Annotated in this window: 23 protein-coding genes; 4 read left to right on the top strand and 19 right to left on the bottom strand. The window is 50.8% G+C overall.

The window, feature by feature from the left end:
• A complete protein-coding gene (locus tag MKX70_RS18705; protein ID WP_340840489.1) occupies nucleotides 1-2,169 on the bottom strand; it encodes a peptidase domain-containing ABC transporter in 2,169 nt (722 codons plus the stop codon).
• A gap of 370 nt (nucleotides 2,170-2,539) precedes the next feature.
• Nucleotides 2,540-2,842 carry a hypothetical protein gene (locus tag MKX70_RS18700; RefSeq protein WP_156123212.1) on the bottom strand — a complete coding sequence of 101 codons (303 nt, stop codon included), beginning with the start codon at nucleotides 2,840-2,842 and terminating at the stop codon, nucleotides 2,540-2,542.
• A gap of 240 nt (nucleotides 2,843-3,082) precedes the next feature.
• On the opposite strand from MKX70_RS18700, the gene MKX70_RS18695 reads away from it, so the two are divergent.
• A complete protein-coding gene (locus MKX70_RS18695; RefSeq protein WP_042237358.1) occupies nucleotides 3,083-3,616 on the top strand; it encodes a CDP-alcohol phosphatidyltransferase family protein in 534 nt (177 codons plus the stop codon).
• Between the two features lie 95 nt (nucleotides 3,617-3,711).
• Here the strand turns inward: MKX70_RS18695 and MKX70_RS18690 are convergent, their stop codons facing one another.
• The 7 genes from MKX70_RS18690 to MKX70_RS18660 form a co-directional block, all read right to left on the bottom strand.
• Entirely contained in the window at nucleotides 3,712-4,236 is a 525-nt protein-coding gene (locus MKX70_RS18690; RefSeq protein ID WP_340840488.1) for a DNA topology modulation protein, read from the bottom strand.
• A gap of 38 nt (nucleotides 4,237-4,274) precedes the next feature.
• The gene (locus MKX70_RS18685) at nucleotides 4,275-5,018 is read right to left on the bottom strand and encodes an N-acetylmuramoyl-L-alanine amidase family protein (protein WP_340840487.1); all 744 of its coding nucleotides are present in this window, start codon (nucleotides 5,016-5,018) and stop codon (nucleotides 4,275-4,277) included.
• 163 nt (nucleotides 5,019-5,181) lie between these two features.
• Nucleotides 5,182-5,535 (bottom strand): DMT family transporter, encoded by a 354-nt coding sequence (locus MKX70_RS18680; protein ID WP_042237363.1) that lies wholly within the window; start codon nucleotides 5,533-5,535, stop codon nucleotides 5,182-5,184.
• 3 nt (nucleotides 5,536-5,538) lie between these two features.
• Nucleotides 5,539-5,862 carry a DMT family transporter gene (locus MKX70_RS18675; RefSeq protein WP_042138348.1) on the bottom strand — a complete coding sequence of 108 codons (324 nt, stop codon included), beginning with the start codon at nucleotides 5,860-5,862 and terminating at the stop codon, nucleotides 5,539-5,541.
• Between the two features lie 12 nt (nucleotides 5,863-5,874).
• Nucleotides 5,875-6,408, bottom strand: a complete 534-nt coding sequence (locus MKX70_RS18670) for a TetR/AcrR family transcriptional regulator (protein ID WP_340840486.1) — start codon at nucleotides 6,406-6,408, stop codon at nucleotides 5,875-5,877.
• 656 nt (nucleotides 6,409-7,064) lie between these two features.
• Complete coding sequence (locus MKX70_RS18665) at nucleotides 7,065-8,195, bottom strand: SGNH/GDSL hydrolase family protein (RefSeq protein WP_042237367.1); 1,131 nt, start codon at nucleotides 8,193-8,195, stop codon at nucleotides 7,065-7,067.
• Nucleotides 8,192-8,446: a hypothetical protein gene (locus tag MKX70_RS18660; RefSeq protein ID WP_042237369.1), complete on the bottom strand. Its 255-nt coding sequence runs from the start codon at nucleotides 8,444-8,446 to the stop codon at nucleotides 8,192-8,194. The genes MKX70_RS18665 and MKX70_RS18660 overlap by 4 nt, the downstream gene beginning before the upstream one ends.
• Nucleotides 8,447-8,627: 181 nt before the next feature.
• Here MKX70_RS18660 and MKX70_RS18655 point away from each other — a divergent pair, with 181 nt between their 5' ends.
• Nucleotides 8,628-10,508: an LTA synthase family protein gene (locus MKX70_RS18655; protein ID WP_042237370.1), complete on the top strand. Its 1,881-nt coding sequence runs from the start codon at nucleotides 8,628-8,630 to the stop codon at nucleotides 10,506-10,508.
• A gap of 64 nt (nucleotides 10,509-10,572) precedes the next feature.
• Here the strand turns inward: MKX70_RS18655 and MKX70_RS18650 are convergent, their stop codons facing one another.
• Together MKX70_RS18650 and MKX70_RS18645 are read right to left on the bottom strand one after the other, a co-directional pair.
• On the bottom strand, nucleotides 10,573-11,448 hold the full coding sequence (locus tag MKX70_RS18650) for an alpha/beta fold hydrolase (protein WP_052416544.1): 876 nt from the start codon (nucleotides 11,446-11,448) through the stop codon (nucleotides 10,573-10,575).
• A 108-nt stretch (nucleotides 11,449-11,556) separates the two neighbouring features.
• The gene (locus MKX70_RS18645) at nucleotides 11,557-11,931 is read right to left on the bottom strand and encodes a MerR family transcriptional regulator (protein WP_039293820.1); all 375 of its coding nucleotides are present in this window, start codon (nucleotides 11,929-11,931) and stop codon (nucleotides 11,557-11,559) included.
• A 164-nt stretch (nucleotides 11,932-12,095) separates the two neighbouring features.
• Here MKX70_RS18645 and MKX70_RS18640 point away from each other — a divergent pair, with 164 nt between their 5' ends.
• Together MKX70_RS18640 and MKX70_RS18635 are read left to right on the top strand one after the other, a co-directional pair.
• On the top strand, nucleotides 12,096-13,037 hold the full coding sequence (locus MKX70_RS18640; protein ID WP_340840485.1) for an SDR family oxidoreductase: 942 nt from the start codon (nucleotides 12,096-12,098) through the stop codon (nucleotides 13,035-13,037).
• A gap of 65 nt (nucleotides 13,038-13,102) precedes the next feature.
• A complete protein-coding gene (locus tag MKX70_RS18635; RefSeq protein ID WP_340840484.1) occupies nucleotides 13,103-13,900 on the top strand; it encodes a lipase family protein in 798 nt (265 codons plus the stop codon).
• Nucleotides 13,901-13,930: 30 nt separating this feature from the next.
• On the opposite strand, the gene MKX70_RS18630 is transcribed toward MKX70_RS18635, so the two are convergent.
• From MKX70_RS18630 to MKX70_RS18595, 8 genes are all read right to left on the bottom strand, one after another.
• Nucleotides 13,931-15,202 (bottom strand): ABC transporter substrate-binding protein, encoded by a 1,272-nt coding sequence (locus MKX70_RS18630; protein ID WP_340840483.1) that lies wholly within the window; start codon nucleotides 15,200-15,202, stop codon nucleotides 13,931-13,933.
• 78 nt (nucleotides 15,203-15,280) lie between these two features.
• A complete protein-coding gene (locus MKX70_RS18625; protein WP_042237379.1) occupies nucleotides 15,281-16,882 on the bottom strand; it encodes a response regulator in 1,602 nt (533 codons plus the stop codon).
• Nucleotide 16,883: 1 nt separating this feature from the next.
• Nucleotides 16,884-18,671, bottom strand: coding sequence for a cache domain-containing sensor histidine kinase (locus MKX70_RS18620; protein WP_340785041.1), 1,788 nt, complete (start codon nucleotides 18,669-18,671; stop codon nucleotides 16,884-16,886).
• A 105-nt stretch (nucleotides 18,672-18,776) separates the two neighbouring features.
• The gene (locus MKX70_RS18615; RefSeq protein WP_042138366.1) at nucleotides 18,777-19,589 is read right to left on the bottom strand and encodes a carbohydrate ABC transporter permease; all 813 of its coding nucleotides are present in this window, start codon (nucleotides 19,587-19,589) and stop codon (nucleotides 18,777-18,779) included.
• Between the two features lie 13 nt (nucleotides 19,590-19,602).
• Entirely contained in the window at nucleotides 19,603-20,526 is a 924-nt protein-coding gene (locus MKX70_RS18610) for a carbohydrate ABC transporter permease (protein ID WP_340840482.1), read from the bottom strand.
• 97 nt (nucleotides 20,527-20,623) lie between these two features.
• On the bottom strand, nucleotides 20,624-21,934 hold the full coding sequence (locus tag MKX70_RS18605; protein WP_340840481.1) for an ABC transporter substrate-binding protein: 1,311 nt from the start codon (nucleotides 21,932-21,934) through the stop codon (nucleotides 20,624-20,626).
• A 622-nt stretch (nucleotides 21,935-22,556) separates the two neighbouring features.
• Complete coding sequence (locus MKX70_RS18600) at nucleotides 22,557-24,200, bottom strand: family 16 glycoside hydrolase (RefSeq protein WP_042237383.1); 1,644 nt, start codon at nucleotides 24,198-24,200, stop codon at nucleotides 22,557-22,559.
• 138 nt (nucleotides 24,201-24,338) lie between these two features.
• Nucleotides 24,339-26,108: a glycoside hydrolase family 2 protein gene (locus MKX70_RS18595; RefSeq protein ID WP_340840480.1), complete on the bottom strand. Its 1,770-nt coding sequence runs from the start codon at nucleotides 26,106-26,108 to the stop codon at nucleotides 24,339-24,341.
• Nucleotides 26,109-26,209: the final 101 nt, after the last annotated feature.

Here is a 26,209-nt window from a genome sequence, read left to right as displayed (position 1 = left end):
TTATTCCCTCTCCTGCTGATTATAGAGATAGTGATACAACCCTTTTTTGGCTAGTAACGCTTCATGCGCCCCCGCTTCAATGAGATTTCCTTTGTCCATAACCATAATGCGGCTGGCGGTTCTCAGCGTAGATAGCCGGTGGGCGATAATGATGACGGTCCGGCCTTCGCAGATTTTTTGCAGATTGTTCTGAATGATCCGCTCGGACTCATAGTCCAGCGCTGAGGTCGCTTCATCAAAGATAAGAATTCTGGGATTGCCGAGCAGTGCCCGTGCAATGGCGATCCGCTGCCTTTGGCCGCCAGACAAACCTTCCCCGCGTTCTCCGACCAGGGTATCGTAGCCTTCCGGCATTTCGATAATAAAGTCATGCGCACCTGCTAGGCGGGCGACGCGTACGATGTCCTGAATATTAGCCGACGGATTGTTAAGCGCGATATTTTCGCGGATACTCCCACTGAACAGGTAGTTTTCCTGGAGCACGACTCCGATCTGACGCCGCAGCCACGAGGGATCGGCCAGGGAGATATCAACCCCGTCGATCAGAATTTTGCCCGATTCCGGAACATACAGGCGTTGGATCAGCTTGGATACCGTACTTTTGCCCGAGCCGCTGCGCCCGACAATGCCGACGACCGTACCGGGCGGTATGGCGAAAGACAATTTGCGCACGATTTCTGGCCCGTCCACTTTATAGCGGAACGTTACCGATTCGAACTGAATCTGTCCGCGGATGCGCGGCAGCCGGGTCTTGGACGCGGAAATGGTGGGCTCTGGTTTGACGAGAAATATATCCTTTAATTTATCAATCGATATGCCCGTCTGCTGGAAGTCCTGCCACATCTGGACCAGGCGTAGTACGGGATCGCTGACCCGCCCGGCCAGCATTTGAAAGGCGATCAGTTGCCCGACTGTGATCGTTCCGGCTAGTACCAGATGGGTTCCGTAAAACAGGATGGCGAGATTGGAAATCTTCTGAATAAATTGGGCGAGCGAGCCGGCCGTGCCCGACAAAATAAGCAGTTTGAAGCTGGAACGCGTGTAATTCGCAAGCAGGCCTTCCCACTTTTTTTGGGAAATCGGCTCTAAAGCAAACGACTTGATCGTCTGTATGCCGGATACGGCCTCTACTAGATAGGACTGGGATTCCGATCCGCGCTGGAATTTCTCTTCGAGCCTGCTGCGGAGCAAAGGGGTAAAGATGATAGAAAGAAGTGCAAAAAACGGAAGCGTGCCGAGTACGATAAAGGTTAGCCGGGTACTGTAGGCAAACATGACGGCGATATATACCGCAATAAACAACACGTCGAGCACCGCCGTAAACGGCGAGCCGGTCAGGAACTGCCGGATATTCTCAAGCTCACGGACCCGGGCGATTGTGGCTCCCGTTCTGCGATTCTCGAAATAAGATAGCGGAAGTCGAAACAGATGGCTGAATAGCTTTGAGCTGAGCGTAATGTCCACCCTGCTGGTCGTATGGGTAAACACATAGTTCCGGCTGATGCTCAGGATCAGTTCAAACACGATGATAACCAGCAGTCCGATGGCCAGAACATTAAGCGTTGACAGCCCGTGATGTGCCAGCACTTTATCGATGATGACCTGGGTTATCATCGGTGAAACAAGCCCGAACAGCTGCAGGAACAACGAAGCAATCAGAACTTCGGCCAAAATCTTCTTGTGCTTCCACAACGCCGGCAAAAACCACTTAATGCCGAATGCCTCGCTGTGCTCCGATTTGAATTGAGGCGCAAACAAGATGAGCTCTCCGCTCCACATACCAGCCAGCTCATTTGCACTCAGGTTGGACGGTATACCGATCAACGGGTCCAGAATTAAAAACTCCGACTCATTAACCTTGGCGAGTACAACATATCCGCTCTCTTTCTTGCGCAGTGCAGCCGGTAATGGAAGCTTCCGCAGCCGTTCGAGCTTTACTTCGGCCTTCTTGGCTTTAAACCCCAGCTCCTTGGCTGCTTGCAGCATCTGCAGCGTGTTCATGCCTTCACAGTCAATGGCCAGGGAATGCCGTATCTGATCGTAGTCGGCCGAAACATTGTGATAGTTGGCGATCAGGATCAAACACTGCAGGCCAGTATCCAAAACCGGAACCTCCGGCTCTCCTTCCTTACGCTTGTCCTCCTCGTGTACTTCAGCGGTTATCCCCATCGTCCAACATCCCTTGTTTTTATTGGAAAAGCTTATGTAATTTAAAGATACATTTAGACAAATAATATCACATAAACTGGAAACGTAATGTCGAAATATGTATTTAGAAATAATTTTTTCAAATTATTCACAGTACAAAAAAAGCGCTTATTCCAGATGGAAAGGAGCGCCTTTCGTATCAACATTTAGTATTCAAATAAAGGATATAAGCTGATCAAATTCGTGCTCGAGTCCCCAATCAGCGATCCTTCTTACCTTCTCCTCCACTTTTACGAGCTGTTTGCACTGCTCTCTGATTATCAACAGATAGTTAAGTACTCAGTTTTTTTCCTTTAGTTTGGGATCATCTGTTAATCCGAGAAAATAATCATTAAAATTCAAGTTCTAAATCGATTGAGTTGTTAGTTCTCCCCCATGTTTTAGATGGAAGTAAAGTATCAGATGGATAACCAATTTTATATTCGTCATTATCAAATATAGATTTAGAGTAAGTGGCAATTAAGTTGCTGATGCGCGTCATTAAAGTTGAACAATATGAACGTACTTGAGAATTCCCTTTACTTTCCTCAAATAAAAAAGTCAGTTCTATGCCCAACTCTAAATTTTTTAGTTGAGATACTTTACTATTTGAATTTTCCAAAAGATGGATTCCCTGTTTGATTACCGTTCTCATACCTGGAGCCCAAATGAGTTAATAATTAGATGTTAATCGAATTGGCAATAGTAGCATGTTCTTGTCCATTTCCACAAAGAGACCAAGTTCTTGTCCTTTGCTCAGGACAAGAACTTGGTCCCTTAAAACAGAAAAGTCGTGCTTCGAATTCTTATGGGACTTTGTTCTTGTCCACCGACAATAATAAAGCATAGATAATATATAAAAGCAATTCTCCCAGCAGAAGGACGGAGGCTGAAAATGAAGCTTGTACCCAACTGCATAACGCTCAGCCGGACCTTGCTGGCACTCCTGCTGTTCTGGCTTGAGCCGCTGGGCGCGGGCTTCACTATTGTCTATATCCTGTGCGGAATCACAGATATGCTGGACGGGCCGATTGCCAGAAAAACCGGAACAATCAGCAGCCTCGGCGCCAAGCTTGACTCCCTGGCCGACATGACGCTGGTAGGCGCTGCATTATATACATTGTATCCGTTCCTTGGACTTACACCCGGGGTTCTCCTCTGGATCATGCTGATCGCCTTAATCCGTGGTGCCTCCATGCTGACCGCGCTGCGCAAATTCCGGACCTACGGGAGCATTCATACCTATGGCAACAAACTCGCCGGACTCCTGTTATTTATCACACCTCTGCTGCTTCCGTATATTCATCAAGGAGTCTGGACTGCTGTTGTATGCACCGTAGCTACCATATCCGCTGTGGAGGAATTCATCATTCTTCTGAGCTCAAGCCAGCTGCAGCTGGACCGAAAGGGGCTGTATCGGCGGCGTTAATCCTCAGTAGATACACCCCAAAGAACCCATAACACACACAACGGGCTCTCCGGTAACACTCCCCATTCTTCTATAGTCCTGCACAACAAGAATACTTAGCCTACCGGTCCGGCATCCGCAAAGCTCCTGATTAACGCCTTGACCTGTCGTCTGGAGGTAACGGTGATGACTTGCTGATGAGCGCCGGCCTGCCGGAGTCTCGCAATGGTGTTGTCGCGGCTTCGTGTCTTGTAGCTCCAGACCCATTTCACAAACGCAAAGTCGAGCTTCTCCGGACAGCCTTCGTTCATATCGGGTCTGGTCTGGTTATGGTACATCAGACGCCGCTTCACAATCCGGTACATGCATAAGAGCCTGGGCAGATCCAGAAAAATGATGACATCCGCACGCCTGATCCTCATATCCATGGTCTTTGAATAATTGCCGTCTATAATCCACTGCTCTTGCTCCGTATATTGCCGGACTAGCCCGTCCCACTCCTCATCCGGCATGGGAATCCAGTCCGGGTTCCAGAAAAGGGCGTCCAGATGCACAACCGGAAGATGGAGCAGACCGCCGAGCTGCCGTGCCAAGGTGGATTTGCCCGATCCTCCTGATCCGAGAATTAGAATCCGGTTCATAAGTTCTCCTTATTCAATATGACATAACTGCTATCCCTTCAATCCAACTGCAAATAGTCTCTAATTCCATCCACGATCGCAGAGGCAACTCCTTCCTGAAACGCTGAGGTCCACATCTTCGCCTCATCGCCGGGGTTCGTTAAATATCCCAGTTCCAGCAGCACGGCAGGCATCTCCGTCTCGCGCAGGACAAAAAAGTTTGCAACCTTAACTCCGCGGTCGTTGAGACCCGTGGCTTGAATGATATGCTTATGTATAGTTTCGGCAAAAGCCAGTGATTCGTCATGATAATAAAAGGACTCCGTACCCGATGCCGATGCATCCTCATAGGTATTACCATGGATGGAGATAAATAAATCTGCCGGGAGGTCATTCGCGAACTCCGGCCGGTACAGCTCATGCGTGGATATGAAAGCATCCCCGGTCCGGGTAAGCTCAATCTGAAGCTGCGGATCATCCGCCAGCTTCGCTGCTATTGCCTGTGATACGCTGAGGTTGAACTCCTTCTCAAACCGTCCGCTCACAGAAGTCGCACCAGGGTCTTCACCGCCATGACCCGGATCGATTACAACCTTGTACACAGGTCCGGAATACACTGGATCACTGCTTCCAGGCCCGCTTGTACGATCTGGTTCATGAAATGCCCGATTACCCGCCGCCGGAGGCGCAGCCAGACTTGAGTCTGCGCTATTCCCGCCTGAACCGTTACTGACGCCATCACTGCATGCCGCAAGCAGTAGCAGACTGAGCCATACGGCAGCTATAATGTACATCTTCCTCATTCCGGTCTCTCCTTATCGCCCACTTCAATTCGTATCCCCTTCCATTTCAGCATACCGGAGGCTGGATAGGCAAGACCTAATCTCACCTATGGATTCATATCTTCACAAAAAAACTGATGGAGGCCTATGTCATGGCTCCAATCAGTCTTGTGTTATTTCTATGCTATTTGGCGGGTGTATGCTCTGCTGCCTGCCCGGCATGACTAGAGGAATTCAGCAAGACGAGCCCCCCGATAATGGTAAGCAGACTAATGCCGGTGAGCAGGTTGAAGGGATCCTTCCAGATCAGGATACCGATGAGTGCAGTCAGCGCCGTTCCCACACCTGACCAGATGGCATAAGCCAGGCTTAACGGTATGGTTCGGAGACTAATGGACAAGCTGTAAAAGGCCACACCCATTCCAATCACTACCCCGATAGACGGCAGCACACTGCTGAATCCGTCGGAGAGCTTGAGCATTGTCGTGCCAAAGATTTCCGAGAGGATGGCAATACTTAGTGCAAGATAACTTTTCACAGTTCAACCCTCCGTTGAAAGCTTCAGGAGCACCACACCGCCAATGATGAGGAGCAGTCCTGCTACTTTTTTGACATTCAGACTTTCTTTATAGACCAGTACGCCAACCAATGCGGTTAACGCCGTTCCCACACCCGACCAGATGGCATAAGCCGTCCCGAGGGGGATCTCCTTCAGCGCGAGTGACAGATTGAAGAACGCCAGCCCCATGCCGGCGACCACCGCAATGGATGGAAGCAGTCTTTTGAACCCGTTCGATGCCTTAAGCATGGAGCTGCCGAAGACCTCACTCACAATAGCTAACGACAATAATACATAAGAATTCACTTGGGTTGCCTCCTAATTAATCATCTCCAGCAATTTGCTGACGACCTTGTCCCGCATTTCACCGCTGATTTCACCGATTCCAAATACCTCCGATAACCACAGGCCGTCTACAGCCAGCCGGACAATCGAGGAGATCACCGGATCAAGTCCATCGTTCTCCATGTTCTGCTGCCAGACCGAGTACTGTTCACGAAGCTCTTCCAGCAGATCCCCGTTATTAAAAAGCGCTGCGTTAAGCGCTACGTTCATGCCCTGCTCTTCCTTATCTGCTTCAACGGTGGACTTCAGATAGGCCCGGCTCCATTTCCCTTGATCCCGTGTATCCCGGGCTGCCCTATTCTGAACATCTGCTATGAAGTCATTCGTTATCCCTGACACCATGCTTTGAATTAAGGCGTCCTTATTCGGAAAATGATGCAGCAGACCGCCTTTGCTAACCCCTGCTTCGGCGGCTACTACTTCAAGCGTAAGCTTCTCAATTCCTTGATGCTTCACGACGTTTGAAGCGGCCGCCAGAATCAGACTACGTTTGGAATTACTGTTCAAGTGAATCACCTCTGCATTTACTATACCGTCCGGACGGTTTTAATGTCAATTAATTAACAAGAACAACGTCGCCCGGCGGAAGAATCCAACTGGGGTGTATGCATTATGCAGCTTATCCGGCCTGTGTAACTTAGGAGATATTAGGCCACCACTTACTCCCCTCAGACTTCTTCTGACAGCTCCCTCTGTACAGTTCCCCGGGGAAATTAAGCGCAATGCAATACTGCTCCTCATTCCCGCCTCCCGCCCGCTTTTGGCGGATTCAGGGGCACTTCTGCCCCTCATTCCCGCCTCCCGCCCGCTTTTGGCGGATTCAGGGGCAGTTCTACTCCTCATTCCCGCCTCCCGCCCGCTTTTGGCGGATTCAGGGGCACTTCTGCCCCTCATTTACGCCTCCCGCCCGCTATTTAGAGGGATTTATCCCTTGGATTCGCTCATACCGCCCGCTTTCGGCGGGATCAGAGGGACTCCTATAAGAACACATTCATCCTTCTGACGGAGAAGGCTTTGCTCTAAATTCCAATGAAACCTATCCCCAACAGACGAATATCATAAATTCCGGGCACGCCTGACACAGCAAAAAACGCCCATCCGTTGATGAGCGTCACTTAACCATTATTCCCGCACTATTAATAAGAACTTGATTATCGGCCTGCCTATAGTCCTGATAACAATCCCTTAATATAGCCGCTTAACTCTTGAGCAGTCTGCTGATGGGCCAGTAATCCCGGATGGGTTCTTGCTCCCGCCGTTTCGTCCGTCATATCCGGCAATTGAAACACTGACACTTTCTTATCGCCCGTGGCCTTCCTATAAGCATCCACAGCACGATAAATCGCCGGCATCAGCGGAATGCCCAGCATGCCATACACCCAGAGAATATGGGCAGTGTTGTTATACCGTCTCAGCTTGCCCAGGAAATTCACCACTGCCGCCTCAAAAGCTGACAGATCGTCTTCATGATAACTGCCGTCTTCCTTCAGCCGCTGCTTATATCTCTGTCCCGTACCTTCATCTTCCCATTCCGGAGAATGAAATGCACCGTCATCGTTGGTGCCAAGATTAACGACCACCACATCGGGCTGCCAGGACCCGAAATCATTCACCTTATGTGCTCCCAATGCTTCATTATGGGCTCCGGTAAGCAGGCCGCAGACCTGTTCGTAGATATCTGGAAGATTACCCTTCGGATTGTTATCCCAGCTGGTGAGCACACCCCAGCCGCTCTGCGAGATCACCCGGTATTCTGCCTGAACTGCGTCTGCTGTCATAGCCGTATAATTATGCACTCCGCTGAACCAGGCCGGTATCCAGTCCAGTTCTTCCCGGGCTCCGATAACGCCTTCACCTGAAGTGATGCTATCACCAATGAACTCAAGCCGGTAGGGCTTCGCTTCAACCGGCAGGAACTCCCCATCTGTGCGGACCGCATGGAACTGCAAATAGCAGCCCGGGTCGCCGCTCATCGCCTGGACCTCTTTTACAATCCGGATATTCTTCACCGTGTCAGGGTTCATCCCCCGGAATACACAGATCCAGTGCCTTCCGGCATTCAACATCTGTCTGCTGACCGGAACGGAGTTGATCAAGATACTGATCCATGATTCGTATTGGTCATAACCGGATTCCACCTCAATCCACAGCCCGGAAGCCTGGACATTCAGCTCGATGGCACTTCCCGTCCAGAATAACGTAACCGGGTCCAGGTCGCCTGTCGTTCTGCCATGAATCTTCAAATGCTCTATCTCAGCCAGCCGCTGTACCTGTAAATGGGCGTCCCCACTCATTCTGATCCCTCCCGCCTAGTAGCAATCGTGAAGCTGCGGACCTTCATCCATTTGCCGCCTACCCACTCGTCGATGGTTCCCTTCTTCGTCCGGACACAGAATTTATGCGCCGTGCCGCGTTCAAATCCGGTTGCCTCATACAGCAGATCATCACCTTGCTGCCCTTTGAAGTAGACCTGCTTCAGTCCGAGTCTGTTCAATAATTCCAGCTTCACACTTTCGGTATATTGCCGTGAGAATTCTTTTGACATCTATGTTCCTCCTGCACTGATTAAGTTCTTTACTGTTTTTTCGGATCGCTTATATGAGGATAACGTAAAAGCTGCTGATTTACATCTTTATTTTCAATTCCGCTGCCTCAAATCTAGTTGATTTTGAACTCTCCCATGTAATAAAATGAAAAGATTAAATAGAAAAGGATGCGCATACGCAATGCCGTTTAAGGAATCACGCTCGCTAAGTAAAAGATCGATTCTATTCTTCTCCCTAATTATGCTAGTTAAAAGCTATTTCGCCTGGTATTACCTGTTCGAAGACGGGCCGACCTGGACCACATGGCTGAAAGAGATTCCTTTTGTGCTGCTGCTGTTCTGCCTCATCGAATGGTTCGCCACGAAGCGGAAAATTGCCATCTATATGCTCGTCAATCTGCTCATTACCGTTTTATTCTTCTCTCTGATTGTCTATCATAATCATTTTGGCATTATTGCTACTTCTCAGGTCTTCGGCCAGGTCAAGCAGGTGGGAGCCGTCAAGAAAAGTATATTCGCCGTCGTGCACCCTCAATATATGCTTATTTTCGTAGACATTATTATTATCAGCCTGGTTATGCTCAGACGCAAGAAGGCGCTGGCTTGGAAGCACTCGATGTCCCGTCCCAGTAACCGCAAGGCGGTCGCTGCCTTGTTCTGTGTTTCACTTGTTATGTGTTTGATGAATATTTTTCCGAACAAGGCAAGTATGAACGAGAATGTCAAAGCCGAACAAATGGGGATTCTCAATTATGAAGCTTATGCCCTGCTGGGTGAACCGGAGGAAGAGCAGATTGATCAAGCGGAGATCTCACAGGCAGGCATCGATAAAACCAAAGGCATTCAGAGCCTAGCGAATCCGGTTCTGTACGGGGCCGCCAAGGGTAAGAATCTGATCATCCTGCAAATGGAATCTTTCCAGAACTTTCTGATCAACCTTTCAATTGACGGAACGGAAATCACACCTAATTTGAACAAGCTTGCCTCCGAAAGCTACTACTTCCCCCGTTTCTTTCAGCAGGTGGGTCAAGGTAACACATCGGATGCCGAATTCATCGTAAATACTTCCTTCTATGTTCCGCCGGATGGTCCGGCGACGGAAATGTATGCACCGAAAGATCTGCCCAGCTTGCCGAAGCTGCTGCAGGCCCAAGGTTACGATACCGCAACCTTCCATACGAATGAAGTCGATTTCTGGAACCGCGGAGAGCTGTACAATGCACTTGGCTTCAACCGATATTATGATAAGGCTTACTTCGGTGAAGAGGATCTTGTCTTCTATGGTTCATCGGATGAAGTCCTGTACAACAAAACATCTGCAGAGCTGGCCCGGATGGACCAAAGTGAACAGCCCTTCTATTCACATGTGATCTCGATGTCATCGCATAATCCATTCACCATTCCAGAGAGCAAATACAAGATGACCTTGCCGGAACGTTATGAAGGTACACTCGTTGGAAACTATATCCGGGCCGAGAACTATGCGGATTATGCACTGGGTCAATTTATGGACGAACTCAAAAGCAGCGGGGTATGGGATAACAGTGTGGTTGTGCTTTATGGCGATCACCGGGGACTTCCTATTTTCTCGCTCAAGGATGATGATAAAGTCTTAATGGAGGAAATTCTGGGGCATGAATATAATGAACGCGATCTGATTAATATCCCGCTCATCATTTCAGCTACCGGCATTACGTCTCCAAGTGTGAAGGAGCAGCTAGGCGGACAGGTTGACATTCTCCCTACTGTAGCGAATTTACTCGGTGTACCGCTGGACTATCATATTCATTTTGGACAGGATCTGTTGAATCAGACCCATTATAATCTGCTGCCGCAGCGCTATTATCTGCCTACAGGTTCCTTCGTTAATAACGAAGAGCTCTTCTTATCCGGCAGCGGGTTCGAGGACGGCCAGCATTATACATTATCCGGTGACGGGACGGAGCTCCTGCAATCGACAGAGGATGAATTCACCCGGGCACTTGAGCTTCTGAGGATGTCGGACAGTTATGTTACACAACTGCCGGACCGTGAAGTTAAGGATGAGAGCAGCTCTGATTAAAAGCTAACAAAAATAGAGCCTGGTCCTGGAGAAGCTTCTCCAGAACCGGGCTCTTTATCAGTGATCACAGCTGCTTGTTCAGGAAATCCTTCACGGCCTGGCCTGCCGGAATCGGCAGCTGCATCCAGACATAAGCATGAAGGGAGTCAGGAATGCGCGTGATTTCGTAGCTGTCCAACAGCCCTGCGAAAGCGTCTAGACTGCGTCGGATGGACTCGTCACCCCACTCTTCTTCGCTGGGAAGGAATAGTACGGGACACTCTATTTTATGATAATACTGCTCAAACGACAGATCCCAGTACTTTACGATATATTCGGTCCGGACACGATTTAAATAACAATAGGTATATTTACCGTCTGGCAGCTGCTGCAGGCTGTTCTCATAGAAGGCGGAGAAATATGGATTCCATAGCCCCTCCTTTGTCAGCTCCGCCCGTTGTTCGGAAACATACTCCTCTATGCTGTTGAACATCCGTTCCTCCCGCTCACCCAATTCTGCACGAAGCTGTTCTTTTCTCTGCGTTATTTCTTCCGCGGTACCATTGAATATTCCATATTCGCCGAATTCATTATTAAGTGCACCTTCGCAGACCAGAGACAATACCCTCTCCGGATGCGCCGCCGCCAGACTGAGACCAACCTCAGCTCCCATCGAGCTGCCGACGATATGGCACTTATCTACCTGCAGATGCTGCAGCAGCCTGTACATATCCTCCGCCATCTCATCGATATGATAGCCGGTTTCCGGTTTGTCCGACTTACCATGTCCCCGGAGATCGGGAGCAATGATGCTGTAGTCCTGCTGGAACTGCGGGAGAATGCCCTCCCACATGTTCAAATTTCCGCCGCTGAAATGTAGAAATAGAATAATAGGCTTACCATTTAAAGAATACCTGACGTTTATCGCTAGCTGTCCTAATGAAATACGTTCCTCGATCAAAATTCAAACCTCCAAGCTATGTATGAAATTACTGATAGCGGCTGAAATCTTCTTATGTATGTATTGTTTTGGCTATCAACACTTAGAGATAACTCTAACTACCAGCAGTTATATCTCCCGTAGCAAATCGTAATTATTGGTGTCATAGAGAGCAACCTTCAAATCAATAATGTTCAGATTTTTCTTCAATTCATCCATCTGCCGCAGTACTTCCTTACGGTGCTCGATCATAATGCTGCGCCGTGTTTCCTTGGTCGAATCGCCTTCCATAATCAATTCGATGTATTTCTTGATATCTTTAATAGGCATTCCGGTGTTTTTCAGGCAGCAAATCACTTTGACTAGTGATAAATCGCCATCAGAAAATATGCGGTTTCCCGCCCCGTTTCGTCCCACAAAGGGCAATAACCCCTCCTTATCGTAAAAGCGGAGCGTATGCGCAGTCACCTCGCAAATCGCAGCTACTTCATTGATACTGTACATCCTCTTTCACCTCGAAATAGGTATTTTAAAGACTGCTTGACTTCGATAAGCCTCTAAGTATTAACATTAAGTATATCGAACGGCTGGTCAACTTACAATTCAGACGCCGGATGTTAAGCATTATGGTATGGGCCATAGATACAGACAAAGGAGAGAAAGAGAAGATGGAAAAATTCCCTAAATGGACAGCTTCAAATATCCCCTCACAGCGGGGCCGCTCAGCCATCGTCACCGGCACAGGAGGCATCGGCTACGAAACGGCGCTGGAGCTGGCAAAAAACGGGGCAGAAGTCATACTCGCTGGCCGCAATGCCGCAAAAGGAGCGGAGTCGGTGAAAAAAATCCGCAGCAGTGTTACCTCAGCCAATATCCGTTTTGAAGAGCTGGATCTTGCCAGCCTAGAGTCGGTACAGGCGTTCGGCGCAAGGATGAATAAGGGGTGGCACAGTCTTGATCTGTTAATCAATAATGCAGGGGTGATGACACCGCCTACCCGCAAAATCACGAAAGATGGCTTTGAGCTTCAATTCGGTACGAATTACCTTGGACATTTCGCGTTGACTGCACATCTGATGCCTTTACTGCGCAAAGGAAATAAACCGCGTGTAATAAGCCTGGGCAGTGTTGCCCACCGGAGCGGCTCAATCCATTTTGACGACCTGCAATTTGAACGCCGTTATCATGCCATGGAAGCTTATGCGCAATCAAAAATTGCCATGATCATGTTCGCACTGGAGCTGCAGCGGCGCAGTGACGCATCGGGCTGGGGCCTATTGAGCCTTCCGGTTCATCCGGGTGTTTCACGCACGGACCTGCTTCTTAATGGGGCCGGGCCGAACAGCACAGCGGGGATTCTACGCAGGTTCCTGGGGCCGATCTTGTTCCAGCCGGCTGCGCAAGGCGCACTTCCAACTCTGTTCGCCGCGACATCGCCGGACGCGAAGTCCGGAACTTATTATGGTCCCGGCAGACTCTCAGAAACAAGGGGCTTGCCAAAGCCCGGCAAGATCGCTCCGCAGGGGCTGGATGCCGCTGTGGCAGCCAGACTGTGGGAAGTATCCAAACAATTGACGCATGTGGATTTCGACGCAATCGCGAATTCATAAAGGTTCCATAGGCACCAATCCCGCCTGCTGATCATACACAGATAGAAAGAAGGGCGGGATGCGGGATGGGTAACATGCGGAATGAACAGGAATGGGCCATCTTTCTGGCTGCCGTCTGCGGACAGACCTATGCACAATTTGAACATGCGGATGGTTCGTTCGTGGTTCCGGCGGACTTCTCGGTCGTGCATAATTTACGGGCGAGATCCATGGGCGGGATCTCCGAGCCCTTTGGCTTCATTCTGGAATCTCCGCAGGAGATCATTATTGCCTGGCGCGGAAGCAGCTCAACCACCAATTGGCTCTCCAACATGAATGCTGCGCAAAAGAAGTTCAAATATATTAAGGAAGACTGCCTGACGCACAGAGGCTTCACAGATATTTATTCGTCGGCAAGAGAGGAAATCCTCTCCATACTCGGCACCTTGTCACCAGAGAAAACGGTATACGTTACAGGCCACAGCCTCGGCGGGGCACTAGCAACCTTATGTGCTATAGATATTGCTGCTAATTCAGCCTACAAGTCTCCCCGCCTGTATACGTACGGATCTCCGCGTGCGGGTGACCCTGCATTTGCCAAAGCTTTCAGCAGCTATGTCCGCAGCAGCTTCCGTTATGCCAATCTTTTTGATGTCGCCACCTACGTTCCACCTACCATCTACAAGCTGCCCCGGCATGAGAAAAAATACTATTACACCCATGTGCAGACGCTGTACTCATTATCTTTCCAGAATGGCACGGTTGAGCTCAATCATGTGCTAAGAAGCTACTTCGCTGTACTGTCGAAGCAACGACCGGAATTCACAGCAATGTTATGCTCCACGAATCCCGGTTTCTGTCCGGTGCTTGAATTGATTACCTGATCACCGTGGGGAACCCCTGCATATTGTTAATCAATTCGCCAAAATTTGATTCAGGCTTTTCTCCAGCACTTTCAGTCCTGCTTCCGGCGGAATCCGGTGGCGGATAATATTCTGCAGTTCCTCCGACATTGCAGTGAACAGTGCCGCGTATTTATCGGTTTGCGGGGCGAACTTCACCTGATCCCTCGACTGGATGAACAGCTCGCGGTAAGGCAGCTCCCGGTAAGTCCGGCTCTCTGCGATATCAAGATTGGCCGGGACATGACCCGCCTCCCCCCAGATATGTCCGCCCACCTCTGAGAAATACTTCATGAAGTCCATCGCGCCTTCCTGCTCCTCTTCGCTGACGTAAGCCGGAACAACCAGCGTATGTGAGCTTCCCCAGTGGGCGGCGCTGCCGAAGATCGGCGGGAGAGACATAATACCAATATCAAGGTCATCATTGCCCAGATGATGGCCCGCTTCCCATACTCCGCCGAACCACAGTCCGGCCTGGCCGTTATAGAAGGAGTCCCAAGGTGTATTATCGTTCAGATCACTTAATCCCTCTTCGAACAGCTGCTGGTAGAAGCTGAGGACCTTCACCGACTTCTCATTATCGACCGCTGCATGTTTCATATCGGGACTAAACAGCTCTCCGCCTGCCTCATAATACAGATCCAGGAACGATTCCTGGAAATAAGGAGTGTTGACCGCCATCGGCTGTACTCCCGGAACCCGCGCAGCGATCTGTCGCAGCATACGGATGAATCCTGAGGGAGTATTCTCTTCGAGCTTCGGTGTTCCAGATGGCGTAAGCAATCCGGCCTTGGCCAATATATGCTTGTTGTAATAGAGCATGTGAAAATGCGTATCGAGCGGGACCGCATAATATTGTCCGCTGTAGCTGACGCTCTGCAGGTTCTGTTCACCGATTTCACTCCACTGGAATCCGTCCTGCTCAGCCAGAGCATTCAACGGTACAATTTGCCCCGCCTTGATGAACGGCGACAACCGGTCCGCATGGACGACGGCTACATCAGGCCCTTTGCCGAAGGACAGAGCAGTGCTCAGCCTGGCATAATATTCGTTTGATTCAAGTCTGAGCTGCTTCACAAACACATCACTCTGGGAAGCATTATAATCTTTGATAATCCTCTCAACGAATTCACCTTCGCCGCCTCCGAACGGATTCCAGAACGACACCTCGACAGGCGCTGTGCTCTCCAGGGTACTCTGATTCCCGGAAGAGAGCTCTGCACAGCCCGGCAGCAGGAACAGATACAGCAGCAGAACGGGCAGCATACGGCCCATGGTTTTCATCTCACTCCCCCTTTCCGGAACAGGCTCACTTCAGTCATAATTTGTAAGCGTTTGCACTAAATTCCACCATCCCAGCCCTCATTGGCCGCTCTTACGGACCAGCACGCGATATTCCGACGGAGAGACACCGGTGATCTTCTTGAACACTTTGGAGAAATATTTCGGGTCCTGAATCCCGACCAAGGTACCGACATCTCCAGCCTTCAGTTCTCCGGTAAGCAGAATCTTGGCCTTTTCAATCCTGATCCGGGTCAGATACTCCAGGAAGCTCTCGCCTACTTCCTTCCTGAACAGGTTGGCGAAATAATTCTTGCTTAGGTGTACAAGCCGGCTGATCGACTGCAGCGTAATTTCCTGATCATAGTACTGCTGAATATACTGGGTTGCCTTGATAATGCTGTTCCGGTCGCTGTTATACATCTCTATCATATGCTCTACCAGCGTTTCGAAGGCCTGCATGAACCATAGCCGGCTCTGTTCAAGCGTTTCCAGCATCGACAGCTCGTCGAAGTACTGCTTCTTGAGCTCCAGAACCTGTTCTGCATCCCTGGATACATCGGGCCACAAGGTTGTTAAGATCATCAGCAGCTCTAGGGAGATAATCTGCACGAGATCCGCATCCCGGCGCACAGCCAGCTGCCCGAACAGCTGATTCAGATACTCCTCCAGCTCTCTGGTCTGGAAGGCGTACACCATAGACTGGATCTGGCGGCTGCTGATCTGAAGTGCCTCAAGCGGAGGTACTTGCGCCTTCAGTTCTTCGCTGCCGTGAACCAGAACACGCCCGCTTCCCATAAACAGCTTCTGCCCGGCAGCTTCCACGGCCTGGACATAAGCATTCTTCAGCTCTGCCCACTGCCCGTTCACTCCGCTAAGACCAATCGTTGCAGTCCAGCTAGATTGGGCCGATAAGCGGCAGATAAGCTCTTCACTACAGCGGCGCACGAAGTCTAACCAGGCAAACCCTGCAGGCTCTGAGTTAAGCTCTGTGGTTACTATAATATTAAGCTCCCCCTGTCTGTCCGGGAACATCTCATACCCGAGGGTACGCTCAACCCAAATCTGCTCCAGCAGCCTGCGGATCACGCTCTGTCCTTGCCCATACCCCGGCTCAGCACTGCTGCCCAGGCTAATATGGAGCAAATATAGCGGCCGTGAATCCGCAAGTCCCGCCTGTGCGAGTCTACTTTTGTCTATCTGCCCCTGAACCGCCCCCCGCTCCATGAGCTCCAGCAGGAAATTCTCCTTATGCACCTGCTCCGGGTAAGCAGCCGGGGAAGAGACGGGCACGTTCTTCTGCACCGCCTCCAGGCTTTCCTTCAATTTAAGCAGCACCAGTTCAAAGTCACGCGGCATCATATCCGATTTGATCATATACTCGGATACACTATGTCTGATCGCTTCCTTGGCATACTGGAAATCTTCGAGGTTGCTAAGGATAATAATCCTGATATCCGGTGAGAGCTTCCGTACCTCGGCGATTAGCTCGATGCCGTCCATTACAGGCATTTTCATATCGGTAATCAGAATATCCGGCAGCCCGGCTGCCATCACCTCGAGCGCTTCCCTGCCGTTCGACGCTTCGCCTATGACCTCCATCCCGATGGACTCCCAATTAATCATCGACCGGATTCCATATCTTACGATAAATTCATCTTCTACGATAATGACCCGGTGCATCTCAGCGGTTCCCCCTTATATCTTCTGTCATGAGTGGCAGCTTGATTCGTATTGACGTTCCTGTACCAGGCTCACTGTGAATCTCAATGCCGTACATTTTTCCGCAAATCAGCTTAATCCGTTCATCCACATTGGCCAGTCCAATGCCACCCGATTTCTCCTCCTCTTGCGCTTGCCCGGCCAGCAGACTACGCGCAAGCGCCGGGTCTATCCCCTTCCCGTTGTCCGCTACTTCGAACCATACCAGATTGCCCGGCGCTTTGCTGCACGATATACGGATGCTCCCGCCGGACTCCATCTCTCCAAAAGCATGGATAATCGCGTTCTCCACAATCGGCTGCAGTATCAGCTTGGGTGTCCGCAGGTGGCGGACTTCATCGTCCATCTCAACCACGGTCTCAATATTGAAGTTGAAGCGGAACTTTTGAATCCCCAGATAACACTGCACATGCTCGATTTCCTCTTCCACCGTAACCGTCTCTTCCCCTTTGCCCAGACTGATCCGCAGCAGGCGTGACAATAAGCTGACCATCTCTGCCGCGTTGTTGGCTTTTTGAATCAAGGCCGTCCATTTAATAATATCCAGCGTGTTGTAGAGAAAATGCGGGTTAATCTGCGCCTGCAATGCCTTGAGCTCCGCCATCCGTTTCTGATCCTGCTCCAGATATACCGCTTTCAAAAGCTCGTCGATCCGCACAACCATGTAGTTGAAATTATCGCCGAGAATATCGATTTCGTCATGCCGGCTTTTGGCTTTATAGCGGACGCTGAGCTCGCCGGACATCACCTGCCGCATCAGACGGATCATCTTCAGAATCGGATTCGTAATGGAATTCGCCAGCACCAGTGCAGCAATGACCGAGAAGACAATGCAGAGCAGCCCGACGAAGATGAAAATCTGCAGCAGACGGTTCGAATCCTGGTACAGCGCCGCCTTGGAAATCACATTCACAACCACCCAGTCATTGGTGTGCAGCTTCTTAGCATTCACAATCAGGCTGTCGCCCTTGTACGTGAGTGGAAATCTCGTCTCCTCAGGGCCGGAGCCTATGAGCTTCTCGTAACCCGCCTCACCCAGCACCTCAGTCACACTTCTGCCAATCAGTCCGCTGTCCGGGTAGGAGACCAGCATGCCGCGGCCGTCCATCACGAAGCTTTGCAGGTCCCGGTTGTTGCTTACCGCCTTCGAGACCAGCTCCTTAATGACATCCTCCCGGATATCCAGGACAGCCACAATCCCCAGCGGACTGTCATCGGATATTTTGTACAATTGCTTGGCTACCGAGAAGACATGGGTACTCTGCGAATTCAGACTGTCTACATAGGTCCCGTAGCGGGTCGGATACCAGCGGAAGTTGCTGCCGCCCTCAAGCGTCTGCAGGAACGGCTCTACCTCGGAGGGCGTGCGCTTGTTCCAGCGGTAGATTCCCTTAATATAATGCTTGCCGGATACAAAAGAAATGGACTGCACATCCTGATTGATCGCCACAATCGTAGACAGCTTCGTGGTCAGCGACAGACTATCCACATCATAACTGGCCGCGTCTGTCCGATCAAGGGTCCGCAGCATGCCTACGATCTCGTTGTTGTTCAGCACCTGCATCATCATGTCCTTGTACACCCCCAGCCGGGTATCCAGATTATCGGCGGTCTGGTACAGCAGATGCTCGGAATATTCGGTTACTTTGTGGTTGATCGTTGATTTGGAGATCGAAAATGAAATAATCCCCATGACCACCAGCGGTGTCAAGGAGAAGAGAACAAGAAGCAGCATCCACTTATAGCGCATGCTGCTCTTTATAATTTTGATCCAGGATATCAAGCGGAGCCGCATGTGCCTGGCAGAACTCTCAGGAGATGTAAGCATGCCCACTATCCTTTCCCCGTTTAAGAATTAACCTTTGACACCGGACATCGCCACGCCCTGGACAATATGCCGCTGTAAAAGAATGAACACCAGGATCGTCGGTATTGCTGCAATGGCACTTGCCGTCATAATCAGATTGAGCGACATGTTATTATTCGACAAAAAGGTGGGCAGCCCTGCCGAAAGAATCATATTCTCTTCTGAGGTAATCGCCAGATAAGGCCACAGGAAGTTATTCCAGGAGAGGATGAAGAAGAAGATTCCCACAGAGACCATGGCTGAGCGCGTAAGCGGCAGACAGATACTCCACCATAACCGGAAGCTGCGGCTGCCGTCAATCTGCGCGGCTTCAATATAATCCCTGGGTACCCCGTCCATGAATTGCTTCAGCAGCAGAATGCCGATCGGGTTGGTCAGCCCGGGCAGGATAATCGCCCAGATGTTATCAATCAGCTGCAGATGCAGCGCAGTTTCATAGAGCGGAATCAGTATAGCTTCTGTCGGAATCAGCAGACCCGAAACGATCAGCACATAGAATATTCCCCGTGTCCGGAAAGGCAGCTTCGAGAAGGAGAATGCCGCCAGCGAGCTGAGCAGAATAGAAATAACGGTGGTGAGGACACCTATGACCAGACTGTTCCACGTCCAATGCAGAATTTGCGAGTCCCGGATGACTTTGACATAGTTATCGGTATTCAGATCTGACCAATTCACCCAATCAGCCAGCGTATATACGTTCACACCGTCAGGCTTCAGGGAGGTGAGGAACATCCAGATCAGCGGAAAAACAAACAGCAGCGCAAGCAGAACAGCAGCAATATTTAAAGCAAGCTTCTTCATGAACGTCTCCCTCCTATCCGTCTTTGCGGTCTGTGATTTTGAATTGAACCACGGCGATCAGCAGCATAATGAAGCAGAAGATCATCGATTGCGCTGCGGCCAGGCCGAACATATCCTTCTTAAACCCCGTGACATAAATATAGCGGATCATGGTATTAGTGGAATCTCCCGGCCCGCCGCCGGTCATAATCTGCACCTGTCCGAACAGCTTGAGGCAGTTGATAATCTGATAAAAGATCTGGATCTTCATCACACTGGACAGCCCCGGCAGTGTAATGCTCCAGAATCTCTGCCAGGCATTCGCGCCATCGATCTTCGCAGCTTCATAATGATCGGTAGGGATTTCCTGCAGCCCTGCCAGAAACAGCACCATCACAAACCCGACGCTCCACCAGTCTGTCGCTATGGTAATCGCCCACCACACGAACCTGTGGTCCGTGAGCCAGTTGATATCCGTGTTCATGCCAAGTACATGCAATACAGCATTCACCGGACCGTTCTTTGCGTCGAACAGCTTCAGCCAGATGAAGCTGACCACTGAGACGGACAGGACATACGGCAGGAAGAATACGGAGCGGATCAGGGTCCGTACCCAAATTCTCTGATTGATGATCAGCGCGAGCACCAGTCCAAGTACCAGTACGGTTGGTGCGCACAGCAGCACAAAATAGAATGAGTTCCACAAATACGAATAGAAATCCGGATTCTCTAAGATTTTCTTATAGTTAGCCAATGCAACATACTTCTGCATCCCCTGAATGCCCCAGACATGCAGGCTCATCCAGGCTCCGTTGATTACTGGCCACAAGTAGAACACTGTAAACGGTACCAGAAAGGGGACCAGATAAAAAATAGCTTTTATTTCCTTCAGTAGATGTATGGGCTCTCTCCTGCGAAGAGGCGTTGCCGCTTTATTCTCTATTACACTCCGCTCCATCGGTTATTCTCTCCTTCAATTAAGTTTGCGCATGGGCTGGAAGGACTGGCCACCCGCCCTTACGGCGGCGGGGGCCGTACCTTTCCTGCAGAGGGAGCTAGTTCTCCAGCACTTCGTTAATCTGTTTCTCCAGCTTCGCAAGCCCGTCTTCCGGACTCTCGCTGCCGAAGATGATGTTCTGCAGCTCTTCGGAGATAGTGGTAATGATGGTGGTATACTTATCTGTCGGCGGGGCAAATTTCACAGTCTTCTGCGCCTCGATGAATTCGCTGCGGTATGGCAGACTCTTGTAAGCATCGCTGGTAGTTACTTTGCTGTTCGCAGGCACATGACCCGCCTGGCCCCAGGTTTCTCCGCCTATTTCAGAGAAATACTTCATAAACTTGGCTGCCGCCTCCTGCTTCTCAGGAGTGACATAGGACGGAATTACAAGCGTATGGGAGCTGGCCCAGTGTGTCTGGCTGCCAAAGATCGGAGGAAGCGGCATTGCGCCGATATGCAGGGATTCATCCCCGAGGAGCAGCCCCGCTTCCCATACACCGCCGAACCAGAAAGCAGCTTTGCCGTTATGGAAGGTATCCCACGGCGTTTTGTCATTGAGATCGGCATATTTATTGTTGAAGACGTCCAGATAGAATTTCAGAACATCCAGCGCCTGCGGATTGTTGATGCTGGCTTTGGTCAACTCCGAATTTAGAATATCCCCGCCGGCTTCATAATAGAGATTGAGGAACGGCTCTTGGAAATAGGGGGTATTCACAGCCATCGCCTGCACATCCGGCACTTTGGCTTGAATATCCGCCAGCGTCTTCTCGAAGCCCGCCGGTGTCATTTCACCCAGCTTAGGGGTGCCGTCCTCATTCAGCAGATCCGCCTTCTGCAGAATGTCCTTATTGTAGTAGAACATATGGAAGTGGGTATCCAGCGGGACAGCGTAAGGCTTACCCTCGTAGGACACACTCTGCATGTTGGAATCAGAGATCTCCTTCAGGTCAAATCCGACCTTGGACGCCAGCTCATCTACAGGTACAATCTGCTGTGCCTTCACGAACGGGGAGATCCGGTCCACATGGGCAATGGCAATATCCGGGCCTTTGGAGGAAGACAGCGCCGTGCTAAGCTTCGCGTAATACTCATTGGATTCGAGGCGGAGCGGCTTCACGGTCACCTCTTTCTGCGAGTCATTGAAATCCTTGATAATCTGGTCTACGAATTCCCCTTCCCCGCCGCCGAACATGTTCCAGAACGATATCTCTACCGGACTGCCGCCTGCACTCTCTGTCTTTGCCGGTTCATTCGCCTTGGCAGGCTCACCGTTCTCTTTGTTTCCGGATGAGCAACCCGGCAGAATCAGGGCCAGTGTCAGCCCGGCCGTTACCAAACCTGTGAACTTCTTATTCATCCTCATTTGAACAACCCTCTCGTCAAAAAAGTTTGTGTGCGAGAGCCCTCTCATACATTCATGTAAGGGCTTTCTTATCTCTCACTCTACAGGGGATGAGGCAACTGTTGAACCGACAAACCGCTGCTCCTTGGTGAACAAACGACAGATGTTATTGGCGCGGGGCTGACGCAAAGGTAGACGATCTTAAGGAGGGTGGAGAATCGTAAGGTGCGGAAACGGGACTTCCAGTCCCCATTGAAATTAGCAACTGCTGGAAATGGCGATCATCCTCGCATCTGCCACATCTCTCGGACCTGGCTCCGGCTCTGGCTCTGACTCCGACTCCGACTCCGACTCCGACTCTGGCTCCTACTCCGACTCTGGCTCTGGCTCTGCATAGCAGTTGGATAAATGTATCTTAATTCGAAGGTTTTGGCGGTTTTGAGGTAATTAGATGGATAAACGTCATTTAATTACATGCCTTCACCCTACTGTGAATTATTCCCGGCCTATTAAGTGCTGTTTATCCACCTGTTGCCCGGCAAGGGCGCCTCCGTTCATAAGCAAGTGGAGAAAATCCAACTACGTAGATTGCATTTGGATCAATAAAAAAGAGCCCCGAAGGGCTCCAGAAAGGAATCGCAGATTAGTTCACTGTTATATTATCGAAGCTTACGCTGTTATTGAAGCCGCCCCGCACCCCGATGGTGCCCGAGGTATACAACGCGTCATTCAGGTTAATCTTAGGCACAGCCATATCACCAACATATACCTTGATATTGCCGCTGCCCACAACCACCTTCATATGATACCAGCTGTTTACCGCAATGGGTGTAGCCACTGTCTGGAGCGGGGTCCAGTTGTTGTTGAAGCGTCCCAGCCAGACCTCGCCGGCGGAGTCAATGCCCGCAGCATAGCCTTTTTGTGAATCTGCACCGGTACCCGGACCCGTCAGATTGAAGACCAGACTGCCCTGGCCGGCATTATTCAGCCTGATGTCGCCTTCCAGCGTATAGTTCATTTTAGATGGATACGGGGTAAGCACGGATTTGTCCGCATTGACCGAACTGAGGTTATAGGCTCCGCCGCTCACGGCCCAGGTTCCCCCATAACGAACCCATCCGTTGTCATTCGCCGCAAAATCATTGCTGTATGCACCGCTGAGTGTGCCGAACCGGACCTGCACATTATGCCCGCCAACACTCCGCTCGACCGAATCCACAAAAGCAATCTCATTCACCCCGGTCTGGTACATCGCCGTCCACCACGAATTCCCGAACGCGGGAACATCGTTGTCCACCCATGTTGTCCCGTAATCGTTACTTAGAGACAATACATTGGAGTTGGAGCTGAGCAGCAATCGGCCGTCGGTTAAGGAGAGCAGATATGGCCCGCCCTGCTGATTGGTCGATACCTGGGTGCCGATACCGCTGGACCACGTCTTGCCATCTGTACTTTTTTTGGTGAAAATCCGGCAGTTCTGCGTTCCGCACACCTCAAAGGCGACAATATACTGTCCGTTCGTCATCTTGCTCCAGACCGGCATCCCCGGACGTGCCCCGGCGTTAGACGGGTCCCAGGCCACATAAAGCTCATTCCCCCAGCTGGCTCCGCCGTTGGTAGAGATTTTCTCGGAGATGATCTGGCTGTAGGAAGGGTTCTCGGTCACATGCTTCTCACTCGCATACATGACAGCTACCGAGCCGTCATTCAGCAGCTGCATATGCGGCTCATATACCCCTTTATCCGGGTTCCCCAGGGAACCAGCGGTGCCGTTGTTCTCATCAATTGTACTCAGGAAGCTCCAATTCGCGCCTCCATTCACACTCTTATACACTCTGAGCTTATACGACTCCTGCCAGCGGACCGAGCGCATGGCCAGCAGAATATCGCCATTGGCCAGCTGCACGAACTGCCCGTTGTCGAGGTCACGGCCGTCTTCCCACAGGGTGGACATTAGCGACCAGGTGCGGCAGTTGTCTGTGCTGCGGAAGACTTGCAGCCGGGTGCCGCCCCAGGAGACCTTGGTATAGCCGTTGTTATCGTAGATAGCGGCGACCGCCAGCCAATCCCCGTTCGCCAGCTTGATCATCCGGGCATATTCCGCCCCGAAGGTTCCGGGTCTGAGCCCGCGGGCATCAGTACCCGCATCGGTGAAGGTGTTAATATCGGTAATCGTGGATGAGGTACCCCACACCACCGGGCCATTCGCGGCAAATGCCGGAATGGCGGTAAGGATCAGAAGCAGACACAGGGAAGCCGACAGCGAGGTGAATAGTTTTTTTAACAAATAAGCCCCTCCTCTTCATCTTCAATTATGAAACCTGTTGACCGCACCTACATGTAAGTGCTTTCACTGAAGATTCTAAAGGGCTTTCTCTTGTCATTGAACCGATAATTCACCGTTTTTTGGGTACCAATGTTACGATTATTCCTTCAGCTGCAAATTGGCCTTCCGGATCACTTCCAGCGGAATCTTCGGTGTCCGGTCCGCAGTAAGCAGCCCGTTCACTTCTTGCTGGACATCCGTAATCTGCGTATAGCAGTATCCGCAAATATAAGGGGTGTCCTTGATGGCCTGCGTAATCTTGCTGAACCGCTCAATGAAGGCATCGGTGCTGCTTACCTGCTCTCCATACCCCCAGCCTTCGCCGGAATCAAAGGCAATGCCCCCGAATTCGCTAACTATCACCGGCTGGCCGCGGTATTCATAGCCCTGAGCCATGGCATATTTCCAGGTGTTGAATGAGGATGCCCTGCCAAGAATGTTGGTGGAGTCTGCATAACGCTCAAGCAAGACATCTCCGCTCTCTTCATAATCATGCAGGGTGATGATGTCGCTGATGGTATGCTCCCAGCCGTCATTCACAATGACCGGACGATTCGGATCGATGGATTTGGTCAGGTGATAGATCCCCTCGGTGAATTTCTGCTGCAGCTTGTTCGTGTAGACCTGCGGAATGCCCCAAGATTCGTTAAAAGGCACCCAGGTGATAATCGAAGGATGATTATACTGCTGCCGGACAATCTCCGTCCATTCGTTCGTGAAGTTCTCCACTGCCTCATCGTTGAACTCAAAGGTCGCCGCCATCTCCGACCAGACCAGCAGCCCCTTTACATCGCACCAGTACAGGAACCTGGCATCCTCGATCTTCATATGCTTGCGCACACCGTTGTAGCCCATCGCCAGAATCGCGTCGATATCGGCAATCAGCGCTTCTTCGGACGGCGGGGTCAGATGGCTCTCCGGCCAGTAGCCCTGATCCAGAATGAGGCGCTGATACACCGGTGTATTGTTAAGCAGCACCTTGCCTTGTTCGATTGCAATTTTGCGGAGTCCGAAATAGGAATATACCCGGTCAATGACCTGATTATCTTTGTAGAGAATAAATTCTACTTCGTACAGGGTCGGCGCAGCAGGTGACCAGGACTGCAGCTTCCACGGTCCATTCGCTTCGTGAGTCAGCTCCACATCCAGCTGCAGCCAGGTCCTATCTACATGGAGCGAGACCTGCTTAAATGTCTTCTGCCCCGTGCTGATCTTAGTCTCCAGGCGGAGATTGTCGTCCGCTGCCTGTGTCTGATATTCGAAACGGACAGAGCGGTTATCGAGATCCGGAGTGATTTTGACAGCCTTGAGATAAGAGGGCGACACATACTCTACCCACACACTTTGCCAGATCCCCGTTGTCTGCACATAGAAGCACTCGAAATTCTCATCCACCCAGCGCTGCTTGCCCCGCGGCTGAGTACAGCTCTGGCTGTCTTCCGCTTTGACGACCAGCCGGTTGGCCGCTCCCGCATCCGTATTCACATAATCCGTAATATCCAGCGAAAAGGCCGCATAGCCGCCTTGATGACCTCCGGCATAGCTGCCGTTAACCCACACCTTGGCGGTATAATCCACCGCCTGGAAGTTGAGCATCACCCGCTTACCGTTCAAGTCCGCAGGTAGCTGCAGTTCCCGCTCATACCATACATAAGGATGAAAGGTCGTCTCGCCGATTCCGCTGGCCTTCGTCTCATACGTAAAAGGCACCTGAATTTTCAAATCCCCGTTCAGCTGCTCATTCCACCGCTCCCGTTCACCAACGTTGCCATCGTCAAACCGGAAGCTCCATTCCCCGTTTAAGCTCTGCCATTCCTTACGGACGAACTGCGGACGCGGATAATCCTTAATATAATGCTCAGTTGCCATTGTATTGCACACGCTCCTTAAGAACAATATTTTTGTTTAATTACAATAAATATGTATTAATTATTGCAGAATCTGCTGAAATGTCAATCACCGATTGTACA

Origin of the sequence: Paenibacillus sp. FSL R7-0312, assembly GCF_038004445.1 — a bacterium.
In the GTDB taxonomy this organism is placed as follows: Bacteria; Bacillota; Bacilli; order Paenibacillales; family Paenibacillaceae; genus Paenibacillus_AQ.
This window is presented reverse-complemented; position numbering and strand designations above follow the sequence as displayed.

Bases quoted from the DNA above. Each gene is read 5' to 3' on its own strand.
- MKX70_RS18705 (WP_340840489.1), bottom strand. From the start codon at position 2,169: ATGGGGATAACCGCTGAAGTACACGAGGAGGACAAGCGTAAGGAAGGA.
- MKX70_RS18700 (WP_156123212.1), bottom strand. From the start codon at position 2,842: ATGAGAACGGTAATCAAACAGGGAATCCATCTTTTGGAAAATTCAAAT.
- MKX70_RS18695 (WP_042237358.1), top strand. From the start codon at position 3,083: ATGAAGCTTGTACCCAACTGCATAACGCTCAGCCGGACCTTGCTGGCA.
- MKX70_RS18690 (WP_340840488.1), bottom strand. From the start codon at position 4,236: ATGAACCGGATTCTAATTCTCGGATCAGGAGGATCGGGCAAATCCACC.
- MKX70_RS18685 (WP_340840487.1), bottom strand. From the start codon at position 5,018: ATGAGGAAGATGTACATTATAGCTGCCGTATGGCTCAGTCTGCTACTG.
- MKX70_RS18665 (WP_042237367.1), bottom strand. From the start codon at position 8,195: ATGAGTGGGGACGCCCATTTACAGGTACAGCGGCTGGCTGAGATAGAG.
- MKX70_RS18660 (WP_042237369.1), bottom strand. From the start codon at position 8,446: ATGTCAAAAGAATTCTCACGGCAATATACCGAAAGTGTGAAGCTGGAA.
- MKX70_RS18655 (WP_042237370.1), top strand. From the start codon at position 8,628: ATGCCGTTTAAGGAATCACGCTCGCTAAGTAAAAGATCGATTCTATTC.
- MKX70_RS18645 (WP_039293820.1), bottom strand. From the start codon at position 11,931: ATGTACAGTATCAATGAAGTAGCTGCGATTTGCGAGGTGACTGCGCAT.
- MKX70_RS18640 (WP_340840485.1), top strand. From the start codon at position 12,096: ATGGAAAAATTCCCTAAATGGACAGCTTCAAATATCCCCTCACAGCGG.
- MKX70_RS18635 (WP_340840484.1), top strand. From the start codon at position 13,103: ATGGGTAACATGCGGAATGAACAGGAATGGGCCATCTTTCTGGCTGCC.
- MKX70_RS18630 (WP_340840483.1), bottom strand. From the start codon at position 15,202: ATGAAAACCATGGGCCGTATGCTGCCCGTTCTGCTGCTGTATCTGTTC.
- MKX70_RS18625 (WP_042237379.1), bottom strand. From the start codon at position 16,882: ATGCACCGGGTCATTATCGTAGAAGATGAATTTATCGTAAGATATGGA.
- MKX70_RS18620 (WP_340785041.1), bottom strand. From the start codon at position 18,671: ATGCGCTATAAGTGGATGCTGCTTCTTGTTCTCTTCTCCTTGACACCG.
- MKX70_RS18615 (WP_042138366.1), bottom strand. From the start codon at position 19,589: ATGAAGAAGCTTGCTTTAAATATTGCTGCTGTTCTGCTTGCGCTGCTG.
- MKX70_RS18610 (WP_340840482.1), bottom strand. From the start codon at position 20,526: ATGGAGCGGAGTGTAATAGAGAATAAAGCGGCAACGCCTCTTCGCAGG.
- MKX70_RS18605 (WP_340840481.1), bottom strand. From the start codon at position 21,934: ATGAGGATGAATAAGAAGTTCACAGGTTTGGTAACGGCCGGGCTGACA.
- MKX70_RS18595 (WP_340840480.1), bottom strand. From the start codon at position 26,108: ATGGCAACTGAGCATTATATTAAGGATTATCCGCGTCCGCAGTTCGTC.